Here is a 13,199-nt window from a genome sequence, read left to right on the forward strand (position 1 = left end):
AGCTACGCATTCTCCCGGATGCCCGCGAAGAGGTCGGACTCGGGGAGGGAAGTGTCCACGTGGGACTTCGCGAGCTCGTACTCCTCCGTCGGCCAGACCTCCTTCTGGATCTCCATCGGGACGCGGAACCAGCCGCCGTCGGGGTCGATCTGCGTGGCGTGGGCGATGAGCGCCTTGTCACGGATCTCGAAGAAGTCGGCGCAGGGCACGTGGGTGGTCAGGGTCCGCTCCTTGCGCTCGAACTCCTTCCACCGCTGCAGCCACTCGCCGTAGGGGGATTCCAGGCCGCGGGCGATCAGCGCCTCGTGCAGGGCGACGGTGCGCGGCTTGTTGAAGCCCTGGTTGTAGTAGAGCTTCTGCGGCTGGTAGGCCGGGCCGAACTCGGCCTCGGGGTACTTCTCGGTGTCGGCCGCGTGATCGAAGGCCACCATCGTGATCTTGTGGGTCATGATGTGGTCGGGGTGCGGGTAGCCCCCGTTCTCGTCGTACGTGGTGACGGCCTGCGGCCGGAAGGCGCGGATCTTCTTCACCAGGCGGCCGGCGGCCTCGTCCACGTCCGCCAGGGCGAAGCAGCCGTCGGGCAGCGGCGGCAGCGGGTCGCCCTCGGGCAGCCCGGAGTCGACGTATCCCAGCCATTCCTGATCGACGCCGAGGATCTCGCGCGCCTCGTCCATCTCCTTGGCGCGGACCTCGTGGATGTTCTCCTCGATGTACTTGTCGCCCTGGAGCTTGGGGTTGAGGACGGAGCCGCGCTCACCGCCGGTGCAGGTCACGACCAGCACGGACACCCCCTCGGACACGTACTTGGCCATGGTGGCCGCGCCCTTGCTCGACTCGTCGTCGGGGTGGGCGTGGACGGCCATCAGTCGAAGCTGCTCGGTCAAGACAGGATCCTCTTTGAGTCGTCAGGGCGGGCGCTTCTATAGTGACCGAATCGGGGGGTGGAAAAATTCCGGGGGTCATCCCGGGATCCCGCCTTTCGCCCACCTCGAAGGGAACGATCGATGAGCGCGGTGCGCGAAGAGCTGCCCGGCGACCGCTACGGCCGGTCGGCGGACGAGCGTGCCGACCGCAAGCTCAAGGTCATCGGATCGGTCCTCGGGGTCGCCCTGCTGGGGATGGTCGGCTGGATCGGCTGGGACTACGTGGCCGGTCAGAGCGTGAGCGCCGAGCTCATCAAGTACAAGGTCGTCTCCGACTCCGCGGTCGAGGTGCACCTGGAGGTGCGCAAGGAGGCCTCGGTCACCGGGGTGTGCACGCTGAGCTCGCAGGACGAGGCGCACGGTGAGGTGGGCCGGGCGGACTTCACCTTCGCGCAGAAGAGCGGGCGCGTGGACGAGATGGTTACGCTGAAGACGACCGGCCGCGCCACGATGATCGAAATCGTCGGCTGCCGCGAGGCCGGTTCCGCGGGCTGACCCGACGCAGTTCACACACCTGGCGTCCTCCCCCTTTTCTTCCCGAATTGTTAGGCTCGTGGTTTCGTCCGCCGCTGGCGGCTTTGTAGTCCCTGTACCGACGAGGAGTACCCGTGACCCAGACGAGCGAGAGCGTCACCTGGCTGACCCAGGCGGCGTACGACCAGCTGAAGGCGGAGCTGGAGTACCTCTCTGGTCCCGCACGGTCGGAGATCACGATCAAGATCGCGGCGGCCCGCGAGGAGGGTGACCTCCGCGAGAACGGCGGTTACCACGCGGCCAAGGAGGAGCAGGGCAAGCAGGAGCTGCGCATCCGCCAGCTCACGCAGCTCCTGGAGAAGGCCAAGGTCGGCACGGCCCCCGCCGCCGAGGGCGAGGTCGCCCCGGGCACCCTGGTCACGATCGCCTTCGACGGCGACGAGGACGACACCATGGAGTTCCTGCTGGCCTCGCGCGAGTACGCGTCCTCGGACTTCGAGACCTACTCCCCGCAGTCCCCGCTGGGCTCCGGCGTGATGGGCAAGAAGATCGGCGAGGACGCCCAGTACGAGCTGCCGAACGGCAAGCAGGCCTCGGTCAAGATCCTCGACGTCAAGCCCTTCACCGGCTGATCACCCCCTTTCTTTCACCACGTCGCCCCGCCGAGCTGCTGCTCGGCGGGGCGATGTGTTGGGGGCGGTCCGAACCGCTTCCGCCTTGGCGTCCGCCTAGGCCGTCGCCGAGCGGTACTTGCGTACGGCGAGGCTGCGGAACACCACGATGATCACGACGGACCAGAGCAGCGAGGCCCACACCGGGTGCTGCATCGGCCAGGCGTCCGACTGCGACACGCCCGGGTTGCCGAACAGTTCGCGGCAGGCCTGGACGGTCGCGCTGAACGGGTTCCACTCCGCGATGGGCTGGAGCCAGCCGGCCATGTTCTCGGTGGGCACGAAGGCGTTGGAGATGAAGGTGACCGGGAAGAGCCAGATCAGCCCGCCCGAGGTGGCCGCCTCCGGGGTCCGCACCGACAGGCCGATCAGGGCGCCGATCCAGGAGAAGGCGTAGCCCAGGAGCAGGAGCAGGAGGAAGCCCGCGAGCGCCTTCGGTACGCCCTCGTGGATGCGCCAGCCCACGAGGAGCGCCACGATCGCCAGGACGACCATGGTCAGGGCGGTCTGCACGAGGTCGGCGAGGGTGCGGCCGGTGAGGACCGCGCCGCGGGCCATCGGCAGCGACCGGAAGCGGTCGATCAGGCCCTTGTGCATGTCGTCGGCGATGCCCGCGCCGGCTCCGGCGGTGGCGAAGGTGACGGTCTGCGCGAAGATGCCGGCCATCAGGAAGTTGCGGTAGTCGCTGGCGCTGGTCGAGCCTCCGATCATCATCGATCCGCCGAAGACGTAGCTGAACAGCACGACGAACATGATCGGCTGGATCAGCCCGAAGATGACCATCTCCGGGATGCGGGACATGCGGATCAGGTTCCGCTTCGCCATCACCAGGGAGTCCTTGATCCCCTGGACGATGCCGCCGCGCGGGCGCGGCGCCGCCAGCTCCGGGGTCGTGGAGGTGAGGGTCACTTCGCCACCTCCTTACGGTCCTTGCGGCGCCCCGTCGAATTCGCGGACTTCGCGGACTTCGCGTCGGCGGGGGCCTCTCCGTTCTCCTCGGTGCCTCGCTCCGCCGCGTGGCCGGTCAGGGAGATGAACACGTCGTCCAGGGTGGGACGGCGCAGGCCGATGTCGTCGATCTCGATGCCGCGGCCGTCGAGTTCGCGGATGACCTCGGCGAGCAGCTTGGCCCCGCCGGAGACCGGCACGGTCAGCTTGCGGGTGTGCTCCTCGAGGGTGGTCTCGCCCTTGCCGAAGCCGGCGAGCACCTCGCGGGCCGTGGCTATGTGCTCGCGCTCGTGCACGACGACCTCGACGCGCTCGCCGCCCGTCTGGGCCTTGAGCTGGTCGGAGGTGCCGCGCGCGATGACCCGGCCGTGGTCGACCACGCAGATGTCGTGCGCGAGGTGGTCGGCCTCCTCCAGGTACTGCGTGGTGAGCAGCAGGGTGGTGCCGCCCGCGACGAGCTCCTGGATGATGGCCCACAGGGCCTGGCGGTTGCGCGGGTCGAGACCGGTGGTGGGCTCGTCCATGAACATCACGGGCGGGCTGACGACGAGGGCAGCGGCGAGGTCCAGGCGCCTGCGCATGCCGCCGGAGTACGTCTTGGCCGTGCGGTCGGCGGCGTCGCCGAGGTTGAAGCGCTCCAGCAGTTCGCAGGCCCGGGCCTTCGCCGCCTTGGCGCCCATCTGGTAGAGCTGGCCGACCATCTGGAGGTTCTCGCGGCCGGTGAGGTACTCGTCCACGGCGGCGAACTGGCCGGAGAGGCCGATCGCACGCCGGACTTCGTTCGGATGTTTGAGGACGTCGATCCCGGCGACTACCGCCTTGCCGCTGTCGGGCTGGAGGAGGGTGGTCAGGACGCGGACGGTCGTGGTCTTGCCCGCTCCGTTGGGGCCGAGCAAGCCCAAGACCGTACCTTCGGGGACATCAAGGTCCACCCCGTCCAGAGCCCGTACGTCGCCGAAGGTCTTGACCAGCCCTTCGGCGTAGATGGCGCCTGGCATGTGACTCCGCTCCCTTACTAGGAAGGGGCTTCCAACCCGAGGGGTGCGGTCCGGCCCGAACCGATTCCTTACGGAACGGGTGGAAGCTACCACTGCCCGGGGAAGCGATTCCTTCCTTGGCTGAAACTCGGATTATTGGGCAAATCGTACGATCGCTTTGCGCGACCCTGCCCGATCGGCAACAAAGTATCGCGTCATATCGCGTCCCGCCAGGGAACTCAGCTCATGACCTTGTACCCCGCGCCGTGCAGCGCCCGCGCGACCTCCGCGCAGTGCTTCGGCCCCTTCGTCTCCAGGTGCAGCTCCACCTCCACCTCCGTGAGCCCCAGTCGCGGATCCGTCCGCACGTGGCTCACGTCCAACACGTTCGCATCCACCACTGACAACTCCCCCAGCAGACCGGCCAGTGCCCCCGGCCGGTCGCTCACCCGCAGCCGCAGCGACAGGTAGCGGCCGGCCGCCGCCATGCCGTGGCGCAGGATCCGCTGCAGGAGCAGCGGGTCGACGTTGCCGCCGGACAGCACGGCCACCACCGGGCCGTCGCCGTACAGTTCGGGCTCGCTCAGCAGCGCGGCCACCGGGCTGCACCCGGCCGGCTCGACCACCAGCTTCGCCCGCTCCAGGCAGAGCAGCAGCGCGCTGGAGAGCGCGTCCTCGGACACCGTACGGACGTCGTCGAGCAGCTCGCCAATGATTTTGAAGGGGACGTCGCCGGGCCGGCCCACCTTGATGCCGTCGGCCATCGTGTTCGGGTTCTCGATGGACACCGGGTGCCCGACCTTCAGCGAGGGCGGGTACGCGGCCGCGCCCGCCGCCTGGACTCCGATCACCCGGACGTCGGGGCGCAGCGCCTTCACCGCGACCGCCACCCCGGCGGCGAGCCCGCCGCCGCCGATGCCGACCAGGATCGTGCGCACCTCGGGGCACTGCTCCAGGATCTCCAGGCCGACCGTGCCCTGGCCCGCGATGATGTCGCGGTGGTCGAAGGGGTGGATGAACACCGCGCCCGTGCGGTCCGCGTAGTCCTGGGCCGCGGCCAGGGTCTCGTCCACGACCTGCCCGTGCATCCGCACCTCGGCCCCGTACTCCTGGGTCGCGGCCACCTTCGGCAGGGGCGCCCCGACCGGCATGAACACGGTCGAGTGGACCCCGAGCAGCGAGGAGGCCAGCGCCACGCCCTGGGCGTGGTTGCCCGCGCTCGCGGCGACGACGCCGGCGGCCCGCTGCTCGGGGCGCAGGCCCGCGATGCGCACGTAGGCCCCGCGCAGCTTGAAGGACCCGGTGCGCTGGAGGTTCTCGCATTTGAAGTGGACCGGGGAGCCGGTGAGCGAGGAGAGGTACCGGCTGCCCTCCATCGCGGTCACCCGGGAGACGCCGGAGAGCATCTTCTGGGCCCCCCGGATGTCGTCGAGGATGACCTGCGGGACGGGCTGCGGCACGCGGTAGTTCATGCGGCCAGTCTCGCAGCCGGTCCGCCGCGCGCTCCGCCGCGCTGGGCGGGACGGGTGAGCGGCCGGGCCGCGAAGCGGTGCGGCAGGGGCGGGAGGGGCGGGTGTGGGAGCCGGACGGGCTTCGGGCCGAAGTCGGGTCGGAGCCGGGCCCGACCGGCGACATCCCGCCATCCGGGACGGCTCGTAGTCGCCGTTTCACCGCTGCCGTATCAGTTCTTGTACGAGGAGTACGAGCCGTCGCACGGCCGCGTACTGTGTCCCCCATCCTTGTCGGCCCCATGCGAAGAGAGCCCACGGCCATGCCCTCCACCCCGGCCAGTTCCGACCTGCCCGCGCCGGCCGGCGCGTCCGCCGAAGCCGGTCTCCTCGACGCGCTCCAGCACCAGGTGGCGGTCTTCGCCCGGCGCGCCGAGCAGACCCGCCTGGGCGGAGTCGGCCAGGCCCGCAACTCCATGGACCGGGCCGCCTACCTGCTGCTCAACCGGCTCGACCTGGAAGGCCCGATGGGCGTCAAGGCCCTCGCCGGCGGGATGGGCATCGACTCCTCCACCGTCACCCGCCAGGTCGCCCCGCTCGTCGACAGCGGCCTGGTCAAGAGGACCTCGCACCCCGAGGACGGGCGGGCCGTCGTGCTCGCGCTGTCCCCGCGCGGGCTGGCGCGGCTGGAGGAGGTCCGCTCCTCGCGGCGCGAGCTGATGGCCCGGGTGACGGACGGCTGGGACGAGGAGGAGCGCGAGGCGTTCACCGGTCTGCTGACCCGTTTCAACGTCTCGCTGTCCGAGCTGATGTCGGCCGGTTCCGAGCCCGGGTCCGAGGCCGGCCCCGCCTCCTGACGCCCGACCCCTTCCGAGGCGGTCCCTCCGGCCGCACTATGTGGTCTGTGGACCACGGACCGGGCCCCTACGCGGAGTTCGAAGCCTTCGTCGCCGGTGCGGCGGGGCGGCTCCTGCGCGTCGCGATCCTGCTGACGGCGGAGCCCGGGGCGGCCACGGCCGACGGCCGGTCCGACGCCCCGGCCCCGTCCGACGCCCCGGCCCCGTCCGACGCCACCGTCGCGGCCGAAGCCCCCGCCGCGCGCGGGCTGCTCGGCGGCGCGCTGGCCCGTACGTACGCGAACTGGCGCAGGCTGCGCGGGGACGACCCCTACGACTACACCCGCCAGGAGCTGTGCGCCGCCTTCGCCCGCACCGGCCGCCGCCACCACGGGGGCAGCGGGGTGCTCGGGCGGCTGGCCCCGCTGGAGCGGCTCGTCGTGGTGCTGCGGCTCTACGAAGGGGTCGCGGAGGAGGTCACGGCCGCGCAGCTGGGGCTGACGCCCGACCGGGTGGGGGCCCTGTGCGACCGGGCCGTGGCCGAGCTGCGCAAGCGTCCGGGAGCGGCGGCCGGTCCCCGGCCGGACACCCACCGCCGGGAGGCGGCATGAGTCGCCCCGACTCCAGGGAAGCGCAGGTCAAGCGGCTGCTGGAGGGCCCGTACCCGGCGGTGCCGCCCGATCTCGCGGCGGGCGCGGCCGCGCGCGGCGACCGGCTGCTGCGACGCCGCAGGGCCGTGCAGCGGACCGGCTGGGTCCTGCTGTGGGCGGCGGTGGTGGCCTTCGTGGTGTGGGCCTCGCTGACCGGTGCCTGGTCGACGCCTTCGAGCGAGGTCTCCCCGCCCTGGTAGGGCGGGGAGACCGGCCGGTGGCCAGGGCCTGCGGGCCGGTTAGCCCAGCGCCTGTGCCAGGTCGGCCAGCAGGTCGTCGGCGTTCTCGATGCCGACCGACAGGCGGACCAGGTCGCCCGGGACCTCCAGGGCCGAACCGGCCACCGAGGCGTGGGTCATGCGGCCCGGGTGCTCGATGAGGGACTCGACGCCGCCGAGGGACTCGCCCAGCGTGAAGATCTTGGTCCGGTCGCAGACCGCGACGGCCTCCTCCTCGCCTCCGGTGACCCGGAAGGAGATCATGCCGCCGAAGTTGCGCATCTGCTTGGCGGCGATCTCGTGGCCCGGGTGCTCGGGCAGGCCCGGGTAGAGGACCGTGTGGACCTTGGGGTGGCGGGCCAGCATCTCGGCGATCTTGCCCGCGTTCTCCGCGTGCCGGTCCATGCGGACGGCCAGCGTCTTGATGCCGCGCAGCACCAGCCAGGAGTCGAAGGGGCCGGCCACCGCGCCCATGGCGTTCTGGTGGTAGGCCAGTTCCTCGCCCAGCGCCGCGTCGGCGGCGACGAGCGCGCCGCCGACGACGTCGGAGTGGCCGCCCATGTACTTGGTCAGCGAGTGCACGACCACGTCCGCGCCGAGCGCGAGGGGCTGCTGCAGGTAGGGGGACGCGAAGGTGTTGTCCACGACCAGCTTGGCGCCGGCGGTCCGCGCGATGTCGGCGACGACGGCGATGTCCGTGATGCCGAGCAGCGGGTTGGAGGGGGTCTCGACCCAGATGACCTTGGTCTTCGGGGTGATCGCCGCGCGCACCGACGCCGGGTCGGAGGTGTCGGCGACCGACCACTCGACGCCCCAGCGGGAGACGACCTTCGCGAAGAGGCGGAAGGTGCCGCCGTACGCGTCGTTCGGGATGACCACGTGGTCGCCCGGGGAGAGCAGCGTACGCAGCAGGCAGTCCTCGGCGGCGAGCCCGGACGCGAAGGCGAGGCCGCGCCGGCCGCCCTCCAGCGCCGCGAGGTTCTCCTCCAGGGCGGTACGGGTCGGGTTGCCGCTGCGGCTGTACTCGTAGCCGCCGCGCAGTCCGCCGACGCCGTCCTGCTTGTACGTGGACACCTGGTAGATCGGGGGTACGACCGCGCCGGTCAGCGGGTCCGCCGTATTGCCCGCGTGGATGGCGCGGGTCTCGAAGCTCTGGTGCTCGTGGCTGTCGTCGCTCATGAACCCGATGCTATGCCCCGCCCGGCCGCCGCGCGGCCCCGCCTCCGGGGTGCGCGGAGGGGTTCGCCGGACGGGCTCCGGGAGGGGCTGCGGAAGGGCTCGGCGGCACGACCGCTTCGCTTCCTCCTTTGCCTCCTATTGGCCATTTCCGGGGTGGGTCTGGTTCGCTGGGGGGATGGAGATTCTGTGGTTCCTGCTCGCGATGGGCCTGCTCTTGGCCGCCGTCGGACCGATCCTGCGGCGCAGGCGCGGTGGACTGCGCCTGGTCACGCCCGGGAGCCCGGACGCCGCCGACCCGGCGGACTACGGATTCGCCCTCCAGGAAGAGCTCGACATCCGGATCCCCGGCCCCGACCAGGACCTGATGGACGCCCTCGACCACGTGCGGCGGACCGGGCAGTGGCAGGCCGCCTCCCAGCTGCTGGCCGGCACCCCCCGGGAGGGTGAGGTGCGCTGGCAGCGTGTCCAGGCCTTCGCCGGTTCGGCGGCGCTGGAGCTCTCCCAGGAGCCCGGGGCCGGGGCGCGGTGGCTGAAGGCGTGGCGGCTGGAGGCACCGAAGGACGCGGGCGGTGCGCAGGTGCACGCCGAGCTGCTGGCGCAGCAGATGTGGCGCCGCCCTGAGGGCATGAGCGAGGCCGATGTGCGGATCATCGCGGAGGAGGCCCGGGAGTCCTGTCACAAGGCCGCGCTGCTGGCCCCGGGCGACCCGGTCCCGTACATCATCGAGCTGTCGGTGGCCCGCATGCTGCACTACTCGGAGCCCGAGTACGACGCCCTGTGGGCGAAGATCATCGACCGGGCGCCGCAGCACATGGGCGCGCACCTGGCGGCGCTGAACTACTGGTGCGAGAAGTGGCACGGCTCCCGGGAGAAGGCCGACGCCTTCACCCACCACGCGGCGGCCCGCGCCCCGCAGGGCTCCCTGCTGGCGGCGCTGCCGCTGTTCGCGCTCTACGAGCACGTCCCGGACGTCGTCCTGATCCGCAGCTTCCACCAGAGCGCGTCGGTGACCCGGGCGGTGGAGGGGGCGCTGTACGCGGTCCACAGCGCGCGGCCCGACGACCCGATGCTGGCGCACGTGCGCCACCTGCTCATCCTCTTCCTGGTCGGCGGCGAGCGCTGGGCCGAGGCGATGGACCAGATCCGCCACGTCGACGGCTACGTGGGCGCCCTCCCCTGGTCCGCCGACCCGGACCCGGCGGCCTCGTACGCCGTCTACCGCGCCCTGGCGGTGGCCGGCTACGAAGCCAACGGCGGCTCCCCGGCGACGCTGCCGCGCTGACGCACCCCACACGACAGACGGCGACGGCCGCCCCTCCCGGACGGGAGGGGCGGCCGTTTCTCTGCCGTGGTGGTGCCGGTGTCAGCGGTGCTCCCGCCGGCTACCGGGTACTACCGGGTGGGTCAGGGTGCCGCGTCCAGGGTGGGGATGGGGAGCGGCGCGGTGCCCAGGGTCGTGATGGTCCAGCGCTGGGCGTCCGAGCGGTTGCAGTCGAACAGCCAGAGCTGATGGCCCGGCGTGGTGTCGAAGTTGCCGAGGTCCACGCACCGGCCCGAGACCGGGTTGTAGAGCGATCCGTCGGCGCGGGGCACGAAGATCTGGGCCGGCGTCGGGGTACCGCCGCAGGTCCGCAGTTCGAGCGGGGTGGTGTTGCCCGTTCCCGCGTTGGCCGCGTTCACGCACTTGCCCTGGATCCGCAGCGAACCGTCGCCCCGGACCTCGAAGTCCTGGGCGGCCGTGCCGTTGCAGCCCGCGATCTGGATCGGGTTGCCGTCGTCGGTGCGGGCGTAGTCGTTGTCCACGCAGGAGCCCGGAGCCGCGGTCATCGAGATCCGGCCCACGGTCGCCGGGGCGGTGGGGGCGGCCGCGTAGGGGTAGGCGGCGAAGTTGCTGACGCCGCCGTTGAGGGCGTCCGCGTTGGCTCCGGAGACCTTGTAGCGGCCGAAGACGATCGAGCCGCTGGGGGCGGGGCTGGTGTTGGCCGCGTGGTGGCCGGTGCTGGCGAGGACGCCGTTGACGTAGAGGCTCATCAGACCGCTGCCGGCCTTGTAGACGACGGTCAGCCGGGTCCAGGCGTCAGGAACGACCCGAGCCGCCTGATTGGTCACGTCGGTGTAGTCGAAAGGCCAGCCACCGCCCTGTGCGTTGGCCATGGCGAAGTGCCACTCACCGCGCCGGCCGTCGCCGTAGAGCATGAAGGAGCTGTTCTGGGTGCCGTCCTGGCTGACGACCATGCTGCTCTCACCCGCCGGGGTGGCGGATGAGCGCTTGGCCCAGGTGGTGAGGGTGAAGTCCTTGCCGGTGTCGACACCCGTGTTCGTACCGGACGTGGTGATGGTGGCCCCGGCACCGCCGAACGCCGCGTAGGGAGTGCTGCGGCCTTCGATGACCGCGGTGGGGAAGGTGACGGCGCCCGCGATCGTGCCCGGGGTCTTGTTGCCGCCGGTGCTGGGGGTTTTGCCGGAGGTCGCCGAGTTCAGCTTCCACTGGTGGATCGGGGTGTTGAGGTTGCCCTGGAGGGTGAAGGTGGAGGTGACTCCGGTGACGTTGGGGTAGCCGGTGGTGGTGGCGGCGATGCCGTTGAAGGCGACGAGCTGCTGGTCCTTGTCGACGGCCCAGAGGTCGGGGATGTTGTCGCCGGTGAGGTCGCCGTCGGAGCCGACGCGGGGGTAGCGGGCGGGGTCGATCTTGCCGGTGATGAGGCCGGCGGCGGGGTTGGTGGCTGCGGTCAGGACCGGGGCCTCGGCGGTGCCGCCGGTGAGGCTGAAGGCGTGGAGGGTGCCGCCGTCGGTCTTGTTGCGGGCCCACAGCGTGGGGAAGTTGGTGCCCTTGGCGCGGCCCGGGGTCAGCAGCTCGTAGCCGTCCCATTTGGTGTCGTTGGCGGAGAGCAGGATCGCGGGGGAGTCGAGCTGGTTGGTGGCGCCGGGGATGGCCAGCCACAGGCGGCCGTTCTCGACGAAGAGGAGGGAGCTCTGGGGCAGGGAGTCCGGCAGTCCGGCCTTGCTGTCACCGGTGACGGAGCCGTAGGCGGCGATCTGGGTGACGTTGGTCCAGTTGGTGGTGGAGAAGCCGTGGGTGGCGCAGTCGATGGTGGTGAAGTCGGCCTTGGCGCAGGCGCCCGGCTTGGTGACGCTGATGGGTGCCTGGCCGTCGACGAGGCCGGTGTTGTTGTTGGTGAAGTTGTAGAGGTTGGGCTTGCCCGGTTCGTGGGCGAGGAGGTCGTCGACGTTCTTGTTGCCGAGGCTGCCGCGGTGGGTGAGCTGGATGCCGTTCCAGCCGTTGCCGCTGACGCTGGAGCGGGCGAGGGCCACGGGCGAGGAGGCGGGGTCGCCGCCGCCGTTGATCTGGCGGATGTTGCCGGCGGAGTCGGCGAGGACGACGTCGGCCTTCTTGTCACCGTTGATGTCGCCGAAGATCGGCGCGGGGCTGTTCGGGTTCGACGGGACGTAGAAGCTGTGGACGACGGGCTGGGACATGTTGCCCGCGTTGTCCTGCGTCTGGAGGTAGAGGTAGTTCGTGCCCCAGGCGCGCGGGGTGTACTTGATGGTGGCCTTGCCCGCGGTGAAGGTCTTGATGATCTGCGGGTCGGTGTCGGTGCAGTTCCAGTCGGAAGCGGCCCTCACCGGGTCCGTGGTCCACCGGGCGCAGGCCAGGCCCGAGCTGCGGTTGGTACCGGTGGTCGGGGCGTTGTCCGCACCGGCCAGGGTGAAGGTGCCCTCTTCGTCCACGCGCTTGGGGTGACCACCGGTGGTACCGGAGAGCGGGAAGTCGGTCGAGGTCACCGACGCGGACGGCGGGGTCCGGTCGACGCGGAAGAAGCACCAGGGGGTCTCGGTGCTGGTCAGCGTGTCGTCCGTGGTGCGCGAGGTCCAGCCGTACTGGTGGCCTTCGATGAGCGTGCCGGCGTTGACGACGGCGTCGCCCGCGGAGCCGTTCCAGCCGGTCTGGTGCCACACGGACGCACCCGCGGCGTCGTCGTCCCAGATCTGGAAGGTCGTCTGGAGCTGGCGGCCGGTGGGCGACCAGGTCTCGGACGTCAGGTGGACGTTGGTGTTGGCGCCGATCCAGCCCGGGTTGTCCCAGGGCTGGGCCGCACCCGGGGTGGTGCAGGCGGAGTAGGTGCCGGTACCGGCGAAGCCCGGGGTGGGGCTGGTACGGGGGTTGCCGATGTGGGGCGTGAAGTCGTACGTGGTGACGATGTGCGGGGTGTTGCTGAACCGCTGGCGGTAGTACATGTTGCCTTCGTCGTCCGGCGCGAAGCCGAACGTGAAGGTCGACCAGCGGCCGGAGGCGGCGTTCTTCATCTGGCTGGTGACGTTGTACTGGATCTCACCGGTGCCCGAGATGGTGGCGCCACCGATCTTGGTGCAACCGCCCATGCGCGAAGCCGTGGCGCACGGCTGCCGGTTCCAGCTCGTGGGGCTGCTGATGCCCGTGGGGCTGTGGTAGAGGCCCATCGGCGTGGCCGTGCTGGGGCTGGAGGAGGACACGACGGTGGCGTAGAGCCGCGCGTCGAGGACCTCGGCGCCGTGGATGCCCGTGTTGATGCCGATCTGGAAGTAGGCGCGCTCGCGGCCCTTCCTGGTGCACGTCGAGTATCCGCAGTAGCCGGCGGCCGGGGTGTTCTGGCCGTCCGCGGTGCCGTTGAACTCGTTCGTGTCCGGGTACGCCTCCTGCACCTGCGACCACGCCTGGTTGGCGCTGTCGGCGGAGGGGTTGACGCCGGGGTCGATGTACCAGGGGCCGGTGCCCTGGCCGAGGAGCGAGGTGTCGGGGATGAGGTCGATGCCGGTGGCATCGGCCTTGACGCCGATCGGCTTGACGTTGGCGGTGTCGCCGGGGGCGTCCGCGCTGGAGGCGATGACCCGGTCGGC

12 protein-coding genes are annotated in these 13,199 nt (G+C 71.1%); 6 read left to right on the plus strand and 6 right to left on the minus strand.

The window, feature by feature from the left end:
• Nucleotides 1–2: 2 nt before the first annotated feature.
• Nucleotides 3–884, minus strand: coding sequence for a mycothiol conjugate amidase Mca (mca, locus tag ABZY57_RS19905; protein WP_356513650.1), 882 nt, complete (start codon nt 882–884; stop codon nt 3–5).
• Nucleotides 885–1,004: 120 nt separating this feature from the next.
• Between mca and ABZY57_RS19910 the strand changes: the two genes are divergently transcribed.
• On the plus strand, nt 1,005–1,418 hold the full coding sequence (locus ABZY57_RS19910) for a DUF4307 domain-containing protein (RefSeq protein WP_356513652.1): 414 nt from the start codon (nt 1,005–1,007) through the stop codon (nt 1,416–1,418).
• Between the two features lie 113 nt (nt 1,419–1,531).
• Nucleotides 1,532–2,029 (plus strand): transcription elongation factor GreA, encoded by a 498-nt coding sequence (gene greA / locus ABZY57_RS19915; RefSeq protein WP_356513654.1) that lies wholly within the window; start codon nt 1,532–1,534, stop codon nt 2,027–2,029.
• 96 nt (nt 2,030–2,125) lie between these two features.
• Here the strand turns inward: greA and ABZY57_RS19920 are convergent, their stop codons facing one another.
• From ABZY57_RS19920 to ilvA, 3 genes are all read right to left on the minus strand, one after another.
• A complete protein-coding gene (locus tag ABZY57_RS19920) occupies nt 2,126–2,977 on the minus strand; it encodes an ABC transporter permease (protein WP_356513656.1) in 852 nt (283 codons plus the stop codon).
• Nucleotides 2,974–4,014, minus strand: a complete 1,041-nt coding sequence (locus ABZY57_RS19925; protein ID WP_356513658.1) for an ATP-binding cassette domain-containing protein — start codon at nt 4,012–4,014, stop codon at nt 2,974–2,976. The genes ABZY57_RS19920 and ABZY57_RS19925 overlap by 4 nt, the downstream gene beginning before the upstream one ends.
• 218 nt (nt 4,015–4,232) lie before the next feature.
• Nucleotides 4,233–5,465 (minus strand): threonine ammonia-lyase, encoded by a 1,233-nt coding sequence (ilvA, locus tag ABZY57_RS19930; RefSeq protein ID WP_356513660.1) that lies wholly within the window; start codon nt 5,463–5,465, stop codon nt 4,233–4,235.
• Between the two features lie 299 nt (nt 5,466–5,764).
• Here ilvA and ABZY57_RS19935 point away from each other — a divergent pair, with 299 nt between their 5' ends.
• From ABZY57_RS19935 to ABZY57_RS19945, 3 genes are read left to right on the plus strand one after another with little or no spacing between them, the layout of a single operon-like run.
• Nucleotides 5,765–6,298 carry a MarR family transcriptional regulator gene (locus ABZY57_RS19935; RefSeq protein ID WP_356513676.1) on the plus strand — a complete coding sequence of 178 codons (534 nt, stop codon included), beginning with the start codon at nt 5,765–5,767 and terminating at the stop codon, nt 6,296–6,298.
• A gap of 47 nt (nt 6,299–6,345) precedes the next feature.
• A complete protein-coding gene (locus tag ABZY57_RS19940) occupies nt 6,346–6,888 on the plus strand; it encodes an RNA polymerase (protein ID WP_356513662.1) in 543 nt (180 codons plus the stop codon).
• The gene (locus tag ABZY57_RS19945) at nt 6,885–7,127 is read left to right on the plus strand and encodes a hypothetical protein (RefSeq protein WP_356513664.1); all 243 of its coding nucleotides are present in this window, start codon (nt 6,885–6,887) and stop codon (nt 7,125–7,127) included. Before ABZY57_RS19940 ends, ABZY57_RS19945 begins: the two co-directional genes overlap by 4 nt.
• Nucleotides 7,128–7,166: 39 nt before the next feature.
• On the opposite strand, the gene ABZY57_RS19950 is transcribed toward ABZY57_RS19945, so the two are convergent.
• Nucleotides 7,167–8,324, minus strand: coding sequence for a cystathionine gamma-synthase (locus ABZY57_RS19950; RefSeq protein WP_356513666.1), 1,158 nt, complete (start codon nt 8,322–8,324; stop codon nt 7,167–7,169).
• A 175-nt stretch (nt 8,325–8,499) separates the two neighbouring features.
• Between ABZY57_RS19950 and ABZY57_RS19955 the strand changes: the two genes are divergently transcribed.
• The gene (locus tag ABZY57_RS19955) at nt 8,500–9,606 is read left to right on the plus strand and encodes a hypothetical protein (RefSeq protein ID WP_356513668.1); all 1,107 of its coding nucleotides are present in this window, start codon (nt 8,500–8,502) and stop codon (nt 9,604–9,606) included.
• A 122-nt stretch (nt 9,607–9,728) separates the two neighbouring features.
• Here the strand turns inward: ABZY57_RS19955 and ABZY57_RS19960 are convergent.
• The coding region (locus ABZY57_RS19960) for a ricin-type beta-trefoil lectin domain protein (protein ID WP_356513670.1) at nt 9,729–13,199 on the minus strand (3,471 nt) is incomplete at its 5' end.

Source organism: Streptomyces sp. NPDC006450, from assembly GCF_040612195.1.
Classification (GTDB): Bacteria; Actinomycetota; Actinomycetes; order Streptomycetales; family Streptomycetaceae; genus Streptomyces.